Source organism: Marinobacter shengliensis, assembly GCF_003007715.1.
Taxonomy (GTDB): Bacteria; Pseudomonadota; Gammaproteobacteria; order Pseudomonadales; family Oleiphilaceae; genus Marinobacter; species Marinobacter shengliensis.
In genome coordinates, this window is the sequence record NZ_PXNO01000027.1 from 311,167 (window position 1) to 331,122 (window position 19,956).

General features: G+C 58.8%; 16 protein-coding genes and 2 tRNA genes. 7 read left to right on the forward strand and 11 right to left on the reverse strand.

Going from position 1 to position 19,956, the window contains the following annotated elements; translation table 11 throughout:
- Window positions 1-128 precede the first annotated feature (128 nt).
- Window positions 129-905, forward strand: coding sequence for an SDR family oxidoreductase (locus C7H10_RS14610; protein WP_106695456.1), 777 nt, complete (start codon window positions 129-131; stop codon window positions 903-905).
- 62 nt (window positions 906-967) lie between these two features.
- On the opposite strand, the gene secD is transcribed toward C7H10_RS14610, so the two are convergent.
- The 3 genes from secD to C7H10_RS14625 all read right to left on the reverse strand — a co-directional run bounded on the left by secD (window position 968) and on the right by C7H10_RS14625 (window position 4,721).
- Window positions 968-3,274: a protein translocase subunit SecD gene (gene secD, locus C7H10_RS14615; RefSeq protein ID WP_106695457.1), complete on the reverse strand. Its 2,307-nt coding sequence runs from the start codon at window positions 3,272-3,274 to the stop codon at window positions 968-970.
- 74 nt (window positions 3,275-3,348) lie between these two features.
- Window positions 3,349-3,726 carry a hypothetical protein gene (locus C7H10_RS14620; protein ID WP_106695458.1) on the reverse strand — a complete coding sequence of 126 codons (378 nt, stop codon included), beginning with the start codon at window positions 3,724-3,726 and terminating at the stop codon, window positions 3,349-3,351.
- A gap of 116 nt (window positions 3,727-3,842) precedes the next feature.
- The gene (locus tag C7H10_RS14625) at window positions 3,843-4,721 is read right to left on the reverse strand and encodes a fatty acid desaturase family protein (RefSeq protein WP_106695459.1); all 879 of its coding nucleotides are present in this window, start codon (window positions 4,719-4,721) and stop codon (window positions 3,843-3,845) included.
- A 147-nt stretch (window positions 4,722-4,868) separates the two neighbouring features.
- Here C7H10_RS14625 and C7H10_RS14630 point away from each other — a divergent pair, with 147 nt between their 5' ends.
- Window positions 4,869-5,894, forward strand: a complete 1,026-nt coding sequence (locus C7H10_RS14630; protein ID WP_106695460.1) for an AraC family transcriptional regulator — start codon at window positions 4,869-4,871, stop codon at window positions 5,892-5,894.
- A gap of 68 nt (window positions 5,895-5,962) precedes the next feature.
- Here C7H10_RS14630 and C7H10_RS14635 read toward each other — a convergent pair whose 3' ends face one another.
- The 4 genes from C7H10_RS14635 to C7H10_RS14650 all read right to left on the reverse strand — a co-directional run bounded on the left by C7H10_RS14635 (window position 5,963) and on the right by C7H10_RS14650 (window position 10,121).
- Complete coding sequence (locus tag C7H10_RS14635) at window positions 5,963-7,135, reverse strand: trans-sulfuration enzyme family protein (protein ID WP_106695461.1); 1,173 nt, start codon at window positions 7,133-7,135, stop codon at window positions 5,963-5,965.
- Window positions 7,136-7,203: 68 nt separating this feature from the next.
- Entirely contained in the window at window positions 7,204-8,379 is a 1,176-nt protein-coding gene (locus C7H10_RS14640; protein WP_106695462.1) for a cytochrome P450, read from the reverse strand.
- Window positions 8,380-8,482: 103 nt separating this feature from the next.
- The gene (gene rnk / locus C7H10_RS14645; protein WP_106695463.1) at window positions 8,483-8,869 is read right to left on the reverse strand and encodes a nucleoside diphosphate kinase regulator; all 387 of its coding nucleotides are present in this window, start codon (window positions 8,867-8,869) and stop codon (window positions 8,483-8,485) included.
- A gap of 289 nt (window positions 8,870-9,158) precedes the next feature.
- A complete protein-coding gene (locus C7H10_RS14650; protein WP_061331885.1) occupies window positions 9,159-10,121 on the reverse strand; it encodes a zinc ABC transporter substrate-binding protein in 963 nt (320 codons plus the stop codon).
- A 145-nt stretch (window positions 10,122-10,266) separates the two neighbouring features.
- Between C7H10_RS14650 and gltX the strand changes: the two genes are divergently transcribed.
- The 3 genes from gltX (at window position 10,267) to C7H10_RS14665 (ending at window position 12,023) form a co-directional block, all read left to right on the forward strand.
- Window positions 10,267-11,748: a glutamate--tRNA ligase gene (gene gltX / locus C7H10_RS14655; RefSeq protein WP_061331886.1), complete on the forward strand. Its 1,482-nt coding sequence runs from the start codon at window positions 10,267-10,269 to the stop codon at window positions 11,746-11,748.
- 116 nt (window positions 11,749-11,864) lie between these two features.
- A tRNA-Ala gene (locus tag C7H10_RS14660) sits at window positions 11,865-11,940 on the forward strand.
- Window positions 11,941-11,947: 7 nt separating this feature from the next.
- A tRNA-Glu gene (locus C7H10_RS14665) sits at window positions 11,948-12,023 on the forward strand.
- A gap of 285 nt (window positions 12,024-12,308) precedes the next feature.
- Here C7H10_RS14665 and C7H10_RS14670 read toward each other — a convergent pair.
- The gene (locus C7H10_RS14670; protein ID WP_106695464.1) at window positions 12,309-13,181 is read right to left on the reverse strand and encodes a 6-pyruvoyl trahydropterin synthase family protein; all 873 of its coding nucleotides are present in this window, start codon (window positions 13,179-13,181) and stop codon (window positions 12,309-12,311) included.
- Window positions 13,182-13,256: 75 nt separating this feature from the next.
- On the opposite strand from C7H10_RS14670, the gene C7H10_RS14675 reads away from it, so the two are divergent.
- The gene (locus C7H10_RS14675) at window positions 13,257-13,907 is read left to right on the forward strand and encodes a nucleotidyltransferase family protein (protein WP_244178294.1); all 651 of its coding nucleotides are present in this window, start codon (window positions 13,257-13,259) and stop codon (window positions 13,905-13,907) included.
- Here the strand turns inward: C7H10_RS14675 and C7H10_RS14680 are convergent.
- From C7H10_RS14680 to C7H10_RS14690, 3 genes are all read right to left on the reverse strand, one after another.
- A complete protein-coding gene (locus tag C7H10_RS14680) occupies window positions 13,890-14,987 on the reverse strand; it encodes a response regulator (protein ID WP_106695465.1) in 1,098 nt (365 codons plus the stop codon). The genes C7H10_RS14675 and C7H10_RS14680 overlap by 18 nt on opposite strands.
- A gap of 51 nt (window positions 14,988-15,038) precedes the next feature.
- The gene (locus C7H10_RS14685; protein WP_106695466.1) at window positions 15,039-16,358 is read right to left on the reverse strand and encodes a PEGA domain-containing protein; all 1,320 of its coding nucleotides are present in this window, start codon (window positions 16,356-16,358) and stop codon (window positions 15,039-15,041) included.
- 114 nt (window positions 16,359-16,472) lie between these two features.
- Window positions 16,473-16,928, reverse strand: a complete 456-nt coding sequence (locus tag C7H10_RS14690) for a hypothetical protein (protein WP_106695467.1) — start codon at window positions 16,926-16,928, stop codon at window positions 16,473-16,475.
- Between the two features lie 100 nt (window positions 16,929-17,028).
- Between C7H10_RS14690 and C7H10_RS14695 the strand changes: the two genes are divergently transcribed.
- Window positions 17,029-19,953, forward strand: coding sequence for an insulinase family protein (locus C7H10_RS14695; protein ID WP_106695468.1), 2,925 nt, complete (start codon window positions 17,029-17,031; stop codon window positions 19,951-19,953).
- The last annotated feature ends 3 nt before the right edge of the window (window positions 19,954-19,956 follow it).

Genomic DNA, 19,956 nt, shown 5'->3' on the forward strand with positions numbered 1-19,956 from the left:
GGGCAACACAGTCTGTAGGGCTGGTCAATAGCCCCGCCGTCGGTTGCCATATGGGCGCCCGGGGCATGGGGTGCGATTTCCGGGGGCGATATGCTTGGGGGTATAACAAGACAACCCGGAGAAACCTCATGGTGCAGCAGGTCTATATCACCGGCGGTGCAAGCGGCATTGGCCTTCATTTAGCGCGAACATACCTGGGTTCGGGGGCGGTCGTTACGTTGTTCGATGTTCAGCCGACCGCGCAGGCGGTAGCGGAGCTGTCGGCTATTGCCGGGCCAGAACGGGTGCGCGCCTTTGCTATGGACGTCACCAAACCGGGTGAGGTGAGAATCGCCTTTTCCCAAGCCGCTGAAGGCGGGCAACCCGATGTGGTGATTCATTGCGCGGGCATTGCCATTGCTGCGGATTTTGAGGCTATCGATGACGACGCCTATGCCCGGGTCATCAACATCAACCTGATTGGCTCTCGTAATGTGGTGGCTGGCGTACTGCCCCATATGGCCGCTGGTTCGCACCTGGTTTTGGTGGCTTCAATGGCGGGGTTGGTGGGCTGTTACGGCTATGCGGCTTACTGTGCGTCCAAGTACGGTGTGGTTGGCTTGGCCGAGGTGTTGCGCATCGAGCTGGCAGCCAAGGGTGTTGATGTATCGTTGGTGTGCCCACCAGAGGTGGAAACTCCGATGGTAGAGGCCGAGCGTCTCAATCGCCCAAAGCAGACGGAAGCCCTGAAGCTGATGGCCGGCACCTTACAGCTTGAGGATGCCGTGGCACAGATCCGCAAGGGCATTGACCGCCGACGATTCATGATCATCCCCGGCTGGCGCGCCCGCAGCTTGTGGTTCACCAACAAACTCCTGCCTGGTTTCCTCACCCGAAAATTTGCCGACTTCCTGGTCAGCCGCTGAAATTGGGGTCAGACCCCAAGACATTTCGTTGGGTGAAATGTCCGGGGGTCTGACCCCAAAGGTTATGGGATCAGTTCCAGTTCTTTGCGCATTTCCTCGGCGGTGGGCCGTAGTTGGGCCAGGCCTTTGCGGATTCGGCGTTCGCTCAGGTAGTAGAGAATGGGTGAGGCGATGAACACGGAGGAGCTGGTGCCGATCACGATGCCGAATAGCATGGGCAGGGCGAAGCTGGATACCGCAGCACCGCCGGCGATGCCCATGGGCAACAGTGCCAGGAAGGTGGTCACGGAGGTGAACACGGTTCGGGTGAGGGTGGAGGAGATGCTGCGGTTTAGCAATTCCAGCATGGGCATGTCCGGTGTTTGCCGCAGGTTTTCCCGGATACGGTCGAACACCACCACTTTGTCGTTCACGGAATAACCAATCAGGGCCAGCAAGGCGGCCACGGCGGTGAGGTTGAACTCCACACCGGCCAGGGCGAAGAAGCCGATGGTTTTGGTGAGGTCCAGGGCGATGGTGATGGTGGCGGCCAGGGCGAAGTGGGATTCAAATCGAATCCACAGGTAGGCCAGCATGCCGGCGCCTGCCAACAGGATGGCCAGGATGGTGGCATCGCTGAAGCCGCCGCTGACTTTCGGGCCGACCACGTCCACTTTCGGGAAGCTGGCATCCGGTTGCAGGCTGGTGACGGCGGATTTCAGGGCGTCTACCGGGTGTGCCGCGCCTGTGTTGGAGCTGGCATCCGCCGGGAGCCGGATCAGGAAATCACCGTCCTGGCCGAACTCCTGAATGGACGCAGCGCCCAGTTGCTGGCTTTGCAGGGTTGTTCGCAACTCATCCACAGAGACAGAAGGCGCGCGCACTTCCACCAGGGTGCCGCCGGTGAAATCCACGCCGTAATCCAGGCCCGGTTGGATGAACAGGGCGATGGAGGCAATCGACAGAACGCCAGACAGCACCAGGCCAATCACCCGGCCTTTCATGAAGTTGACGCCCCTCTCGCTTAGGCGATCCAGCCAGGCAAACCCTGCAATGGTGAGCGGCTCCCGCTCCCGGCCCTTGATCCACCATTCCATGACCAGGCGGTTGAAGGCGACGGCGGTGAACAGGGAGGTGAGCAAACCTATGCCGATGGTTACCGCGAACCCTTTTACCGGGCCACTGCCAAACATAAACAGCAGGCTGACGGCGATCAGGGTGGTCACGTTGGAGTCCAGAATGGTGCTGTAGGCACGCCCGAAGCCTTCCCGGAGTGCCATCCAGGCGACTTTGCCTTTACGGGATTCCTCCCGGATGCGTTCGTTGATCAGGATGTTGGCATCGACCGCCATGCCAATGGTGAGGATGATGCCGGCAATGCCCGGCAGTGTCAGTGTGGCCCCGAGTATACTGAGCAATCCCAGAACCAGGCCGATGTTCACGGCTAATCCGGCACAGGCGATCAACCCCCAGCGGCCATAGATACCAAGCATGAAAGCGATCACCAGGGCTGCGCCGAGCAGGCCGGTGCTCACCCCCATGGCGATGGCATCGCTGCCGAGGTCCGGGCCTACGGTGCGTTCTTCGATGACGTGCAAGGGTGCGGGCAGGGCGCCGGCTCTCAGTAACAGGGCCAGATTGCTTGCTTCCGCGGTGGTGAAGGAGCCGCTGATTTCCCCGCTGCCGCCGGCAATCACGCTGCGGATGACCGGCGCGGTGATCACGTGATTGTCCAGCACGATGGCCAGTGGCCGGCCGATGTTCTGGCGGGTCATGTCGCCGAACAGGCGGGTGCCCTCGGAGTCGAGTTTGAAGTTGACCACCGGTTCGGTAGTGTCTTGGTTAAAGGCCATTTGGGCATCGCTGATGTGTTCGCCCTGCATGGCTACCCGTTTCTCCAGCACATATTCCTGTTCGCCAGTGGCGTCGGTTAGCCGGAGAACGGCGGAGCGCCGGCTTTCATCCGGCTTGGCAACCCAATGGAAGGTCATCTGGGCGGTGGTGCCTAAGAGTTCGCGGATATGAGCCGGGTCGGCCACACCGGGCATCTGCACCAGGATATGGTTCTTGCCCTGGCGGGTAATGCTGGGCTCCACCAGGCCGGTTTCGTCTAGGCGCCGGCGTACCACTTCGAGGCTGCGTTCTACGGCATCTTTGAGGAGCAGGTCTTCCGGTTGGCCCGGGTTGTTGGCGAGCAGTTCGGTGGCGTCAACTTCCAGCAGCAGGTGCGAGCCGCCCTGCAAGTCGAGCCCGAGTGACAGGGTGTTCTCCAGGTACCAGTCCGGGAACTTGTCGGCCAGGTTGGCCGGCAACAGATTCGGCATTGCGCTCAGTAGCCCGAGCACAATCACCAGGCCATACACCATGGCCCGTGAACGTAATGATTTCATCGGTAATCCTTGATAAACAGGGTCGCGGTCAGACAGGCGTTACGGCCGGTCTGCGTGATGTTCTGTACAGAGGATTAGGCGATGGGCGGTGCCCGCAGGGGCGGAGTGGTGAAATCAGCGAGGGACGCTGCTCGCTCGGTGCGGTAGTCGGCTGCCGGTACCGGAGAGCGGGACTGCGACCAGAGCACAGCGCCAAAAAGCCGGGCCAGGTGCTCCGGGGAATCAATGAAGGGCTCGTCTTCCGCTGAGCCGGTGTCTGCCACCGCCAACGCCGGGTTGTGGCTGGCAACCACCAGATGGTCCAGGTGATTGACAACAACCTTGCCCGCCGGGCTCGGCTGAGCGTGCGCTTGGGTGATCGAACAAAGAAGAACCAGCGCAAACACAGCCACGGCAAAGCCGGACACCATCCGGCGCCAGGGCGGTAACTGTGTTGCAAGGTTTCTGTTCATGGAAATGTTCCCGGGAGGTTTCTCCATTATTGGGGCAATGCCCCCGGGATTCAAGTTGGGGTCAGACCCCAAGACATTTCGCCCCTTCAAATGTGCTGGGGTCTGACCCCAAATTATTACTGCGGGCGGCGGTTGAAGATGCCGATGATGGGAGTGCCGTGGGCCCGAAGAACCGGTTCTATTTCGCGATGCAGTGCGTGGTAGCGGTAGAAGGGCACTCTGGGAAACAGGTGGTGGATTGAGTGCAGATTCTGCCCGAGCCAGAACCACTCAAGCGGCTTCATAGCGGTGGGCATGATCAGGCTGTTGGTGTTGCGGTAGCGCTTGGGCTCTTTGTACGGCAGGTGCGGCCGATAGGCAAACCAGTAGGCGGTGAAGGCGCCGCCAATCAAGTATCCGAGCAGAACAACCACCATTGCGCCGCTCTGGCTGACCAACGACAGAAACAGGATTCGCCAACCGATGGAGACAAACAGCTCGGTGCAGTAGATGACTTTTTCCCTTCGGGATGCGTTGCCCCAATGTTGACGGGCAAAGAAGGTGTTCTGTACCCACAGGAACTTGAGTACCGTCAGCAGGGCGCTGAAAGGCCCCTTGCCCATGCCACTGATGAGGAAGTCCGGGTCTTTATCCGACTGGTTGGTGTAGCGGTGATGGGTGAAGTGCTCCAGCCGGTGAGATTGGTAGGGCACGGCAATCAGCGGCGCAACCAGATACCCGCACAAATGGTTGAGCCAGGTCAGTTGGTCGTGTTCACCGTGGATATTGTTGTGAACGGCCTCGTGCAGCGGGGTGTAGGAGAAATACGTCAGCGCACCGATCAGCAGGGTGGCGGCCCAAGCGGGTAGCAGCCCGGTGGCGAAAAGAGCCAGCGTAAGCGCGAAAGCCCCCACCGTGGCAAAGGTCAGCGCCACTGTGGGCCAGGCCACTTCCCCCATGTGTTTTTTTGCGGCGGCGATGGCCTGCTTGTTCAGTGTGGTCAGGTCTTCTGTCATCGGACTCTCCGGTTGGTTCGGACAGTGTCCACAGTAAACGCCCGGCGCCAGTGCAGACAGGGCAGCTTCGGCCAATCAACAGGCATAAATGGCCTTGGCACTTTGTGCGCTTGTCGGGTTCACGGCGGCGGGGCATACTCCCGGGCTATGTCAAACTCCGATACGCTTCTGCACCCCGTCACCATTAGCCAGGTCATGATCAACTTTGCCGCCCGGCAAGGTGTGGATCGCCAGACCTGTTTGCTGGGTTCCGGGATTGCTGAAGAAGACCTGCAGGCTGCAGATGGCCTGATTACCCGCGCCCAGGAAATGCGGCTGATCGAAAACGTAATTCTGGCGCTGCCAGACACGCCCGCTCTGGGGTTCCGGATTGGCCTGCAGTATAACGTGGCGACCTTCGGTATATGGGGCTTCGCCTTGCGCACCAGCCGTACCTTGCGGGATGCCACTGCATTAGCCTTACGGTACCTACCGCTCAGCACCGCCTACTGCCAGATGTCCACGTTCGTGGAGGGTGATGACTTCGGCGTTGCGTTTGATGCTGACGATGTTCCCCGGCATTTACGCCAGTTTTTGCTGGAGCGAGATCTGGCCACGGGGCTGAATCTGTTCAAAGAGCTGAGCCTGGCAGGGTTTGATGTGCAGGCGATCGAACTGAAAGGCGAGCCTTTGGCCTATGCCTCCTGCCTTGAGGAGCTGAGCGGCGTGAGGTTGACGTTTCACAAGCCGCGCAATGCCTTGGTTATCCGGCGAGCCGATGCTGATCGGCCACTACCCACCTTCGACCCGCACCTGGTGCAAGTGCTTGATCATCAATGTCGTCAGCAACTTGAGCGGCGGCAATCTGGAGGCTTTGCCGGACAGGTGCGGCAGCAGTTACTCGGGCCACTGGGGCTGGTGGCATCGCTGGATGAGGTGGCAAGATCCCTGGCCATGTCTCCCCGCAGTCTCCGGCGCAAGCTGGACCAGGAGGGCACCAGTTTTCGCAAGCTGTTGGAAGAAGAACGCCGCCAACTGGCGTTACAGCTGCTCGAGAACAGCGCCATGAAACTGGACGAACTCGCCATCCACCTCGGCTACACAGACACCGCCAGTTTTACCCGAGCCTTCCGCCGCTGGATGAACTGCTCCCCCGGCGAATACCGCAAAGCCACCCCACGAACGCCGGACTAAACCCATTTTTGGGGTCAGACCCCAAGACATTTCGCCCCTCCAAATGTCCTGGGGTCTGACCCCAAAGGTTATTTCAGGGCCTGGTTAAGGTCTGCGATCAGGTCCTGGGCGTCTTCCAGGCCTACGGACAGGCGTAGCATGCCGTCGCCGATGCCGCGTTTGAGGCGTTCTTCCCGGCTCAGGCTGTGGTGGCTGGTGGCGCTGGGTTGGCTGACCAGGCTTTCTACCCCGCCAAGGCTGGTGGCCAGGAGGAAGACTTTCAGGGAATCCGCCACACGTTCGGCTGCTTGTTGGCCGCCTTGCACTTCAATGCTGAGCATGCCGCCGAAGCCGGTCATTTGTTGTTTGGCCAGTTCGTGGCCTTCGAAGGAGGGCAGGCCGGGGTAGTGGACTTTGGTGATTTTCGGGTGCTGTTCCATCGCCTGAGCCACCGCCATGGCGTTTTCGTTGTGCTGGCGGATTCGTATCGGCAGGGTTCGCAGGCTGCGGGAGAGCAGGGCCGCTGTTTCCGGGGAGATTAGCTGGCCGAGGTTCTTGCGCCAGGCGGCAACCGGTTTTGCCAGCTCTGCTGTGGTCATCAGTGCGCCGGCAGTCAGGTCGCTGTGTCCGCCCAGGTACTTGGTGGCGCTGTGTAGTACCAGGTCTGCGCCCAGATTGACCGGGTTCTGGTTAATGGGGCTGGCGAAGGTGTTGTCCACCGCCACCAGGGCACCGCGGCGGTGGGCGATTTCGGCAATGGCGCGAATATCCAGGACCGCCAGATTCGGGTTGGCGGGTGTCTCGAAGTACACCAGCTTGCCCGGCACATCCAACCGCCTTTCCAGTTGCGCCAGCTCTTCCCTGAACAGGAATTGCACATCAATACCCAATGCCATGCAGTGGTTTTTCAGCAACTCCTGGGTGCCACCATACAAATCGCCCACGCACACAATGCCCTTGCGGCCATGGGTCAGAACCGTCGCAGAAATGGCTGCCATGCCAGAAGCAAACGCCAGTGCCGCTTCCGCATTCTCCAGCCCGGCCAGGCCCTGTTCCAACTCATTGATGCTTGGGTTGGTGCCCCAGCGGGTGTACAGGTTGCCTTCCGTGCGCTTCTCGATCACATCCAGCAAGGCTGCCGTGTTCTCGAACCGGTAAGTGGTGGTGTTGTACACCGGCGAGTAAGGGCTGCCGAACGCATCCTTGTGGCGGCGGTTGTGAATGATGCGGGTGGCGGGGCCTGGGTTATCTGGCTTGGTCATGGGCGGTCCTGTCTAATTTGGGGGCAGACCCCGGTACTCAGATACCGCCACACATTACATTTAGCCGGTCAAAATGTCTTGGGGTCTGACCCCAAAAATTGGAGGGGGAGGTAGTTGAAGCCGCCGGTGGGGAACATGGCCCGCTCAGGGGTGTCGCTATCGACAACTTCTATGCCAGTAATTTGCTTTAGCAGTTCTTCCATGAAAATTTTCAGTTCCATCCTCGCCAGCGGTGCTCCGGGGCAGATGTGGATTCCGGCGCCGTAGAGCAGATTCTTCGGGGCGTTCTGGTGCGGGCAGAAGTTGTCCGGGTCGCCGAAGGTGTCTTCATCCCGGTTGGCCGAGGCCCACAGCAGGGTGATCTTTTCGCCAGCTGGAATGTGGCGGCCGCCGATCTCCACGTCGCGGGTGGTGATGCGCCGGTTAGAGATCAGCGGGGCATCCATCCTCAGGATTTCGTCGATTGCGTCGGAAAGCTGTTCGGGCGCTGCCTTGAGATCGTTCAACAGGGCTGGGTAGTGGGCCAGGTAGTTGGTCAGGATGGAGATGCTGGCGGAGATCGTGGCCAGCTCGCCTACGGTCCAGTTGCGTAACAGGCTGACTAATTCCCCGTCGGTCATGGGGGTGCCATTGACCTTTTCTTGCATCAGCTGAGTCGTTACGTCATCCGGTGCCTGCTCGCCAGCCTGGCGTCGGCTATCCAGCAAATCACGGATGTAGCCGTCGAACTCTTCTGCCACTTCCGCCATGGCGGCACGGTCGGCGGCCAGGGTTGCCCGGTGGTTCTTCATTACCCACTCCGCCAATGGCTGGTGAAGGCTGTCGGGCCAGCCCATAAAGGCGCACTGGATTTTCAGGGCGAATGGGCGGCTGAGGGCGTTGACCACATCCACCGGCTGGTTCTTTTGCAGATCATTGACGAGCCTCCGGGCGACGTCCCGGCATTGAGGCTCAAAACGGGCCATGGGTTCCGGGGCGAAGTACGGCTCAATGGTTTTGCGGTAGGGGGTATGCTCGGGTGGATCCATACCGTTGGGCACGGAAAGATGCGCAGAGACGGCATTGCTGAAGGTGTCGTGGTCTTCCAGAACACGCATCACATCGGCGTGGCGGAACAGCGTCCACTGCTGGTAGTCACTCCAGGCCACCGGGCAGGTCTGGCGCATGTCATCGTAGGCCCGGATCTGATTCTGCTGGACGTCTTTGGCTCTGGGGTCCCAGTCCTGGTGACGCTGTTCTGCCATACGGCCTCCTTGGATTATTCGGTTAGCTTGGTGGAAGCCTAACACCGGAGGCTGTCGAGCCTTTGGAGAAATATCAAGTGCTGATATTTGTAAAGGAAATTGCTTATGCTTTTCGGGTAACGCTGACAACTTTCAGGTGAATCGGCTTGCGGCCTTTCATTGGCCATTCAATGCTGTCGCCAATGCTCAGGCCCAGCATGGCGGCACCGGCCGGGGCCAGGATAGACACCTTGTGGTCCGCGTCACCCACTTCGTGGGGGTATACCAGCATCATCTCGTGTTCTTTGCCGGCGTCTTCGTCTACAAATCGTACCATTGAGTTCATGGTAACCACGCCCTCGGGCATCTCTGCCAGCGGCTTGAGGTCTGCACGGCTCAGTTCTTCCTCCAGGCCATCAGCCACTGCGGATTTGCCGGCCATGCGCTCCAGCAGGGTGCTGAGGCGGTTGTAATCTTCTTCGGCAACAGTAATCGCAGGTAAATCAGACATAGTAATCTCCGGAAAAAGGTTCAGGTATGTTTGGTTAAGAGCTGAATCCGGGGAGGTGTTGGGGGGATTCAGCGAAATCAGAGACGGACAGAAGCCCTGCCGGTGTTCACAAGAGAAGACCGCAGTGCCGGAGGGAATGTGTGAATGCTGGTGCTTGGTTTGTTCACGATGAACTCATCACACGGGAATAGACAATAATCTGAAATCTACCCGCTGTGTCTGAAAAGAGCAACGTGCAATTGAGGCCCGGCCGGTTTATACGGATGGCCGGGCCCTGAGCCAGGTGGGGTTATTTTGGCAGGCAGTTGGTAACCGCGTCGGCGATGCTGTACTGGAAGTTGATGTAGCCTTCCACATTGCTTTCAATATCGGTGGCCAGCGGGTCCCAGGTGCTGAAGGTGACATCCAGGCCATCGGTGATGGAGCGCCACCACTGCCGGTTGAACTGGGGTTCCGTGAGCAGACAGGGCTGGTTGGCTTGCTGCAGCTTGCGTTGAACTTCGGCGATATGCCTGGCACCGGGGGACAATTCCGGGTTCAGGGTCAGTACGCCGTCCAGAGTCAGGCCGTAATGCTCAGCAAAACGGGTGAAGGCGTCGTGGTAGGCGAACAGGCTGATATTCTTTGCGCCGCTGAGTCGCGCGCGAATGTCCTGCTCAGCCTTGGCCAGGCTTTCTTCAAACCGCGCCAGGTTGGCATCAAGTTGGTCGGCACTCATGCCGTCCAGAGTGGCTAGCCTGGTACGAACGTCTTTTGCCATCTCCAGTGCCAGCGCAGGATCAATCCAGATGTGTGGGTCTTCGCCGTCGCCATGGTCATGGTGGTGATGATGGGCATGCGCGTCTTCCTGGTGGCCATGATCGTCATGATGATCGTGGTGGCCGTGGTGATCATCATGATGGTCGTGATGATCCTCTTCCTTATCGGTTTCAGGTCCTTCCATGAAGGCCATGGCGCGATCCTGGAATTCCCGACCGCTCAGCAGCCGGTTCAGGAAAGTTTCCATCTCCGGTCCTACCCAGAAAATCACATCGGACTGCTCCAGGGCCCTGCGCTGGGACGGTTTCATGGTGTAGTTGTGGGGGCTTGAGCCCGCTGGCACCAGGGTGGTTACCTTGGCGTCGTCACCGGCCACCGCCTTGACGATCAGTTCCAGTGGTTTGATGGAGGTGACAATGTTGGCTGCTGCGACTGGAGTCGAGGCAACCAGGGCACTCAGCCCGAGTGCGAGGTAAGACGCTTTGATCTGCATGGTGAAGGACTGTCCTGATGGGTTTTGCGATACGTTATAATATTACACTTCAGGTACGTGGTGCAAAACCGGATCATGCGAAAACCAGCCATGGCCGCTATAATGCCGGCTTTATTCACTGGTCAGTTATTTTCAGGATGGTTTCATGACTGTACGCACCCGAATTGCCCCGTCGCCCACTGGCGACCCCCACGTTGGTACCGCCTACGTGGCCCTGTTTAATCTGTGCTTTGCTCGCCAGCACGGTGGTCAATTCATTCTGCGCATTGAAGATACCGACCAGGCCCGCAGCACGGCCGAATCCGAGCAGGATATTCTCAAGGCGCTGCGCTGGCTGGGTCTGAACTGGGATGAGGGCCCCGATGTGGGTGGCCCACACGGCCCCTATCGCCAGTCTGAGCGTAAGCACATGTACGGTCAGTACGCGGAAGACCTGGTTACGGCCGGCCACGCCTTTTATTGCTTCCGCACCCCGGAAGAGCTGGATGCCATTCGCGAAGAGCGCAAGGCCCAGGGGCTTAACCCGGGCATCAAAGGTGACCTGGAGCTGCCCCAGGAAGAAGTAAAGCGCCGCCTGGATGCTGGTGATCCGTACGTTATCCGCATGAAAGTGCCGGATGAAGGCGTGTGCGAGATCCAGGATATGCTCCGGGGCACCATCGAGATCGACTGGGCCCAGGTGGATTGCCAGATTCTGCTGAAATCCGACGGCATGCCTACGTACCATCTAGCCAATGTGGTGGACGACCACCTGATGGGCATTACCCATGTGCTGCGCGGTGAGGAGTGGATTAACTCTGCGCCCAAGCACAAGCTGCTGTACCAGTACTTTGGCTGGGATATGCCGGAGCTGTGCCACTTGCCGCTGCTGCGTAACCCGGACAAGAGCAAGTTGTCGAAGCGCAAGAACCCCACCAGCATCAACTTCTATGAGCGCATGGGTTTTCTGCCGGAGGCGGTTACCAACTATCTGGGCCGGATGGGCTGGTCCATGCCGGATGAGCGTGAGAAGTTCACCCTGGATGAGATGATCGAGAACTTCGACATCCAGCGGGTATCCCTCGGCGGTCCTGTGTTTGATGTGGAAAAGCTGCGTTGGCTGAACGGCCAGTGGATTCGTGACGAGCTGAGCGATGAGCAGTTCATGGAGCGGATGCATCAGTGGTGGTTCAATCGCGACGACCTTCAAGCGCTGGTGCCGCATATCAAGGGCAGGGCAGAGGTGTTCTCTGATGTAGCGCCCATGGCCCAGTTTATGTTCAGCGGCATGCTGAACCTGAAGCCAGAAGACTTTGCCCATAACAAGCTGGATGAAAGCCAGGTCAAGCGGGTGCTACAGTTCGCCCTGTGGAAGCTGGAGGCCCAGCGCCATTGGAGTAAGGACACCATCTTTGCTGACATCAAGGCCCTGGCGAAAGCCCTGGAACTCAAGATGGGGGATTTCATGTTCCCGATCTTCGTGGCCATTGCGGGAACCCCGAATTCCTGGTCGGTGATGGACTCTATGGCCCTGCTTGGCCCGGACATGACCCGCTCGCGTTTGCGTCATGCCCTGGATGTGATGGGCGGCTTTTCCAAGAAAGAAACCAAGAAAGTAGAGAAGGAATACGCCGCCCTGGGTATTTGATGAGCGGTTTGTTGGTTAATTGAACGACGCGAACAGGGATGTTCAAAAAACTTTAAAAAAAGCGGAATCGGGTGTTGACGCCCCAAGGGCGGATCCTTAATATACGCATCCGTTGAGGGGCCATAGCTCAGCTGGGAGAGCGCAACACTGGCAGTGTTGAGGTCAGCGGTTCGATCCCGCTTGGCTCCACCAATTTCTAGTCCCCTTCGTCTAGTGGCCTAGGACTCCGCCCTTTCACGGCGGCAACAGGGGTTCGAACCCCCTAGGGGACGCCAATTCGGCTTGACGGTTTAGTCCACCGGATAGCCATAAAAAAACCGCCTTCGGGCGGTTTTTTTATGCTTACTCAAAACCCGCAGGGTTTTAAAGGGTCAGTCCCAGGGGTCTGTCCCCGCATAGGGACTGACCCTTTTTATGACACCAAACGTGAAGGCTACAAAGGGGTCCGTCCCTGCGGGACTGACCCCGCCCTTCTGATGGCGGCGGTCTGCTTATCCCATGGGCTCTAATGTGGTGCTCAAGACGGGCAAAGGTGGGTCAGTCCCCAAAGGGACAGACCCTTAGGACAGACCCCTGGGGCAGACCCGAGAAGCAATCGCCCCCTTGCCAACCCCCTCATAAGCCTTCACCCGAATCTCGTCTTCCGGAAACTCTGCCTTCAGTTTGTCGGCGATGTGGGCGGCAATGAGTTCCACGGTGGTGTCGGTGTCGAGCATGTATACGCGGCTTTCCGGCAGGGTTAGGGCGAATTCGCCCTGGTTGGCTTCGTATTCGAAGGTGATGTAGCCAACGCCGTCTTCGCCAACAAAGCGCCGGGTCACGTCTTCTTCGGTGCCAACATAGATATCCTTCCACAACTTGGCCCAGCGGTTTTCCAGGTCGTAGTCCCGGTGGCCGTTGCGGTCTATGCGGATGGGAGAGCGGTGGCCGTGGGCGATGCGCTGGCAGTTGCCCAGGTGCTTCTTCAGGCCGTGCACGTAGTGGTAGTAAGCGCCTTCAATCACATCTTCCCGCAGGTTGATCTCAACCGACGTGACGTTGCCAGGCAGAACGGCTTTCAGTTCTTTTTCCAGCAGGGCCGCCACGGCAGACGGCACTACCCGGTCAGATGACAGCCACACCACGGCTTCGTCCGGGGAGCGGTGTTCAATGCGGCTGCCATCGGTCAGGTTCCAAATGAAAGCATCTGGTGTCTCTTCGTCCCAATTCAGGCCTTCATAGCCACGTGGAATCACCAATCGGTGATCGACCCGTTCATCGATTACCCGCTTGATGGTGCGTTTTACCAGGCTGAAATCGAACACCATACCCTGGTCGTCCAGTTCACCGCCCAGGACTACGTCTGTAATCCAGCTTTCACCCACAAGGCCCCGGGCCGGGTCCAGGTAGGCAAAGTCAATCACGGTGATGTTGTCGACAAAGAGGTGGTTCATGGGTGGTCCGGCTGATTTGGTTGCATGGTGGCGGAATTCTAGCAAAAATCGGGTGATTCAGCAGTTTACTGCGGCTTGCCTGGATTCCCGCATACCAAGGAGAACGATATCTTAACCAGCAACGATGTTTCCCACGATCAGCAGTTTCCGGCATTGGTGCTGGCCGCTGGGCGAGCCTCACGGATGGGGTGCACGAAGCAACTCCTGATGCTGCCGGGTGGTGAATCGTTGTTGTCCAGGGCCGTTGGGCAGGCTCGCTTGTTGTCCCGACAGGTCAGGGTAGTGGCCGGTTGTGGTTACCCCCTGGTTAGATACCGCTGCGCGCTGCAGCCGGGCGCCTGGATCTATCATCCGGATTGGTCGCAAGGACTGGCCGGATCACTGGCGGCGGGTATCCATCAACTGGGGCGGCAGGCTCTGGGTGTGTTTGTAGTCTTGGCAGATCAGCCGCTGCTGGCGCCCGAAGGGTTGAAACAGCTGGCAGCGCAGGCCCGCGCTGAGCCCGAGCGGCCATGGGGAGCGAGTTACGGGGATCGTGTGGGGGTGCCTGCCTGGATACCCCGTTCATTGTGGCCGCAAGTGGTGGCTCTGGCGGGCGACGCCGGGGCAGGGCGGGTACTGAATCGTGCCGCCGCTGGAGCCATTGATATTGCCGGGGTGCAACCGGATGTTGACACCCCGGAAAGTTGGCAGGAAGTCAGGCGGTTATTAGCCCAACAAACCTGACAGCCAGGCAATACCCACAGTGAATATGCCAAGGCTGACCGCCAGTCCCAGCGTGTAGATGCGGGAGTTGGCAGAGCGCTGTTGCGATACATACAGATCAATGGTGCGCTGGGCAATGTCTTCGGCGGTTTCACGGGAGATTTCGTGGGCCTGCTGAATGGCCTCAGACTGCAGGGTCTGCCAGAACTCGGTGTCGATGGTCTGAACGCTGGTGATGTGGTCTTTCAGCTCTGCCATGTGCTCAGCGGTGAAGCCGGCGTTTTTCGACAGTTCCTTCTTCAGCCGGGCCAGTTCCTGGCTCAGGCTCAGGTTGACCTCGGCGGCAACGTCATCCCGAAGGTTGCGGGTGCGGTCATCCAGCAGCTTGGTGAGTTCGTTCAGCCGTTCTTCAATGGCCGCGTCCTGTTTGCTCCGATTCTCGTCCAGGGCCCGCTTCAGGTGGTCAAACTGCTCGTCAAACAGGTCACTGAGTAGTTCGTGCAGGCGGTTGTTGATGTGGGTTTTTACCGCAGAACGGGCAATCTGCTCGATCAGGTCGCTGGTCAGTGGCACCACGTTCGGGCTGGTATGTCCGTTAGCGCCGAGTTCGCCTTTCGGTGACATCTCCACTGAGGCATCTGTGGGTATGTGCAACAGTTCGTCTTCAGTATCCGGCAATTCGGCGTCGTTTGCGGTGGTAACCGTGGGCGGCAGTGTTCCCTGTTCCACGTCACTGGCCAATTGGTCCAGAACCAGGCTGAGGCCATCGGTTTGCGGGGGTTTGGTCAGGATGTTGTACACCCCGAAATTGCGGGCCTCTTCCACAAACGAGGAGGACTTCTTCGAGGTGCACATGATGATGGGGATGCCGGCGGTATCCGGGTTCCCCTTGATGGCTTTGGTGGCCTCAACGCCGTTCATGCCGGGCATCAGGTGGTCCATAAAGATCACGTCCGGGCGATCATGGCTTTTCAGGAAGTCCAGTGCTTCCTCGGCAGAGCCCGCCATGTTTACTTCCATGTCCCGACCCTCAAGCAGTTTGCTGAGCGCAAATCTTGCTACTTTAGAGTCGTCCACCAGCAGAGCGTTTTTGATTGCCATGTCACTACCTCAACCTGTTACTGCAAACACGTGGTTACTGCGGCCGGGTGGTTACCAGCCTTCCAGTTGCGGGCATTGCGTTGCCCGATAACTCTTGTCCCGATAACACACACCGGGTTCTGTGGTGCGGGCGGTAAAGACTTCGCCAGCCGCAGTGGTCAGGCGCACCTGTCCGTAGGGTTCGCCATGCCGGAACGTAGCTTCTATCGAACTGCCGTTCGGGTTGCGCAGCAGGCCCCTTCCATGGAATCTGCCTTCTATGTACTGGCCGTCGTACTTCTTGCCGTCGGCAAACACTTCTGAGCCCTTGCCGTGGAATTCGCCGTTGGAGAATTCGCCCTCATAGGAGCGGCCGTCCGGGTAGGTCAGGGCGCCCTGACCATGGAATTCGTCGTTGCGGAAGCCACCAACGTAAAGCATGCCATCAGCAGTGGTGAGCGAGCCATGTCCATTCATGCGGCCGCGGCTCCAGTTGCCGGTGAGGATGTCGCCTTTGTCCAGGGTCAGGGTGCCTTTGCCGTGGAACTGATCCCGTTCGAACTGACCAGTATAGGCGGAGCCATCAGCGCTGCGCCATTGGCCTTCACCGTGGCGCTCGCCATTGTCCCAGTCGCCCTCGTATCTGCTGCCGTCGGGGTACCAGGCCTTACCGGTGCCGTGGAACTTGCCGTCCACAAAGTGTCCTTCGTAGCGAAGGCCGGCCTCATCCTGCCAGGTGCCGTCGCCGGTTCTTACGCCACCAACCCATTCGCCGTTGCGATAATTGACCGTGGTGTAGGCTTCCAGGCGGCCCACCAGTGTCAGCTCCTGGCCTGCGGTCAGTGCAACGGTGTCGGTCCAGGGTTGGTAACCGGGTTTTTCGATGGTTACGTCATAGCGCCCAGGCTTCAGTTCCAGATCAAGCCGGGTGGCGCCATAAGTCTTGCCGTTGATCGTGACCTGGTCGCCCACCACATTGGAGCGCAAGACCAGTTTGCCAGTGCTCGGTGGCGGCGGCTCTTTTGCCTGTTCCGGGGTTGATTGCTGAACCGGGCGTTCAGCCAGAGGAGTGTCCAGCCGGGTGTTGATGGCTGAAACCGGCTCTGCCACGGCAACCATCTCCGGCTGTTCCGGCATGGGGGGCAGGGTGAAGGGTGTGGCGCTGGCGGTTTCAGATACCGGTTGCGAGGGCTGTTCGGGTTCCGGTAAGGCAGGTGCCGGCGCTGGCCGTGGCTCTGGTGCCAAGACCGGCTCCGCCGCCGCGGCTATGGTTTCGGTCACGCCGGGAACGGTTACCTCGGGCACGTCTTTTCTAACCGAGGCAAAGCCGGCGGTAACCAGGAGCATTAACGCAAGGGCGTTTACGAACAGTAGTGGTCTGAAATCGACCATGACGAAACCTCGTGATCCAAACTTACCGGATACTTTCTTATGGTTTCATCTTACCCACTGTCTGCAACGTTATGTAACAGAAAGTGTCTGAAGTTAGCCAGAATGCTGGCCAAATCACATTTTGTCCGGAAGCTGGTCATGATTGAGCTGCTCCCAGGACTTCATGTACACATCGGCTTCGTATTGATACGGTGACCGAAATGGCGTCAGCACGAAATCGAAAACCAGGAAGAAAGAACCGATCGACAGCCAGGCAATGGTCAAGGTGCTGATGGTGGTGGCCTGTTGTTCAGGGTTCGAATTCACAAACCCTTGCAGCAGGGGGATCATATCCGACGCCATCACCACCGGATTAAAACTGGACAGAACGAACGGTAGCCAGAAAGCGATGAAAATCGGGAAGAACCCGAACGACCATAGCAGGCGGCGCAGCAGGTAAATGGCAACTTCTCGCCAGAAGCGCTGTTTTATTTCCGGTACCTTGCGGATTCGCTCCAGGTACTGGCGTCTTTCCGCCCACCAGGCGGCTACTTCCGGGGCGTCGATATGCTTGGGGGTGCGGTCTGTCATAATGCGGCAGGCTACCTTGTTGAGTCCGTTCCGTGCATCATATCTGATACTACGTGTTACCCTGTAATTCTCCAATTGTTCAATACACAGGATTGTCTTAATGGCTGCAGCGACCGATAACGCAATTCACCCGGCCTTCGAGAAACTTCGCAGTCACCGGATCAACACGCTGAACCTTGAGGTTGAGGAATATCGCCATAAGAAAACCGGCGCCCGCCACCTTCACCTGGCGGCGGACAACGACGAGAACGTCTTTTTTGTGGCGCTGCGTACCTTCCCGATGGATTCCACTGGGGTGGCTCATATTCTTGAGCACACGGCGCTGTGTGGTAGCGAACGTTATCCGGTCCGCGATCCGTTTTTCATGATGATCCGGCGTTCTTTGAACACCTTTATGAACGCCTTCACCAGCAGCGACTGGACCGCCTATCCGTTTGCCAGCATGAACCGCAAGGACTTTGACAACCTGCTGTCGGTGTACCTGGATTCGGTGTTTTTCTCAAAGCTGGACCCGCTGGATTTTGCCCAGGAAGGCCATCGTCTGGAATTCGACAAACCGGACGACCCAAGCAGCGACCTGGTATACCGCGGGGTGGTCTACAACGAGATGAAAGGTGCCATGAGTGCGCCTACCTCCCAGTTGTGGCAGAACCTCACCAGCCACCTGTTCCCGACCACCACCTACCACTACAACAGTGGGGGTGAGCCGGATCATATTGTTGATCTGACCTACGATGACCTGGTGAAGTTCTATAAGCATCATTACCACCCGAGCAACGCCATTTTTGCTACCTATGGCAATATTCCCGCCCGGGAGCACCATGAAAAGTTCGAGGAGCTGGCGCTCAAGCGGTTTGATCGGCTGGAAATCGAGCTGCCGGTACACGACGAGAAGCGCATGTTCGCGCCGCTGCGGGTAGAGCAGGGCTATGCGGTCAATGACGGCGAAGGCACAGAGAACAAAACACACATTGTGATGGGCTGGTTGCTGGGCCACAGCTTTGACCTGCAGGAAAACCTGGAAGGCCAGTTGTTGTCTGCCGTATTGCTGGAAAACAGTGCCTCACCGCTGATGCGGGCCCTGGAAACTACCGGTATTGGCCACGCGCCGTCACCCATGTGTGGCCTGGAAGATTCCAACCGGGAAATGACCTTTGTTTGCGGCATTGAAGGTAGCGAGCCAGAGAAACGCGCAGATCTGGAGACCCTGGTAGAAACCACGTTGCAGAACGTGGTGGAAGAGGGCATCAGCCAGGATCGCCTGGAGGCCATTCTTCACCAGCTGGAACTGCATCAGCGCGAGATTGCCGGCGACAGCTTCCCCTACGGTTTGCAGCTGATCATGAGCGCTATTGCGCCGATGGTGCACGGCGGTGACCCGGTGGAGCTGCTGGATCTGGAGCCGGTGCTGGCCACCCTGCGTGAGAAAATCAAAGATCCGGACTACGTGCCGGGCCTGATTCGCCGCAAGCTGCTGGACAACCCTCACCGGGTGACCCTGACCTTGCGCCCGGATGAAAAGCTGGAGAACCATCACCAGCAGGCCATTCGTGAGGCTCTGGCGCGCCGTAAAGCCAGCCTGACCGAGGAAGAAGTGAAGGCGATTGTGGAGCGTGCCCAGGCCCTGGAACAACGCCAGCTGCGTAAAGATGACGATTCCATTCTGCCAAAGGTTGGCTTGGCCGATGTACCTTTGCAGATGCCCGAACCAGAGGGCAGCTACGATGCCGAAATCGGAGCAACCGTGTATTCCCGGGGCACCAATGGCCTGGTGTATCAGCAGGTTGTATTGCCGGTACCGGCGCTGTCTGAGCAGGAATTGTTGCTACTGCCTTATTACACCACCCTCGTTTCCGAAGTGGGTTGTGGTGATCTGGACTACCTGCAGATGCAGGACAGGATTTCCGCGGAATCCGGCGGCATTGGTGCCTCGTTCAGTGCCAAGGGGCGTATTGATGATGTCCAGGACGTGTCCGGCTACCTGATCTTCAGCGGCAAGGCCCTGGCCCGCAACAGCAAGGCCCTTACCCAGTTACTGAAGGATGTATACACCGGCGTCCGGTTTGATGAGAAAGAGCGTGTCCGGGAGATTATTGCGCAGGTGCGGGCGCGCCGTGAGCAGGCCGTGACTGGCAGTGGCCACGCTCTGGCCATGGGCGCTGCGGCTCAAGGGTTGAGTGCCGGCTCCTGGCTGACCTTCCGTTTGGGTGGCCTGGCGGGTATCCGTGGCACCAAAGAGCTGGATAAATCCCTGAAGGATGACAAAGCCCTGGCTGAATTCTGTGACAGCCTGGCGGCGCTGCACGACAAAATCCGCAACCGGCACCGGCAGTTCCTGCTGATTGGCGAAGACGGGCAGCTGGCGCCCATGCTGGATGACCTCAAATCCTGCTGGCAGGATGATTCCGGCCAGGCAGGCGACGCCTGGGCCATGGCGCCAGTCAATTACAGCACCCGTGAAGCCTGGTTGACGTCAACGCAGGTGAATTTCTGTGCCAAGGCCTACAGCACCGTTGCGGTGGACCATCCGGATGCTGCCGCGCTGACGGTTCTGGGAGGTTTCCTGCGCAATGGCTACCTGCACCGCGCTATCCGGGAAAAGGGAGGTGCCTATGGTGGCGGTGCCGGCCAGGACAGTGTCAATGGCGTATTCCGTTTCTTCTCATACCGAGACCCGAGGCTGGCGGAAACCCTTGATGACTTCGACGGTGCTCTGAACTGGCTGCGCACGGAAAAGCACGACGCACAGTCCCTTGAAGAGGCCATCCTTGGTGTTATCGGCCAGTTGGACCGCCCGCGGTCACCCGCCGGTGCCGCTCGCCACGCGTTCCATAACAAGCTGTTTGGCCGCACGCCGGAGCAGCGGGCCCGGTTCCGGGAGCGAGTGCTCGCGGTGACGCTGGACGAGCTGCAACGGGTTGCTGATACCTGGCTGGTGCCGGAAAACGCCAGTGTGGCAGTGGTTACCAACCCGGATAACCGCGCTGTGGCTGAAGGCCTCGGTATGGCTATTCAGGAACTCTGAGGC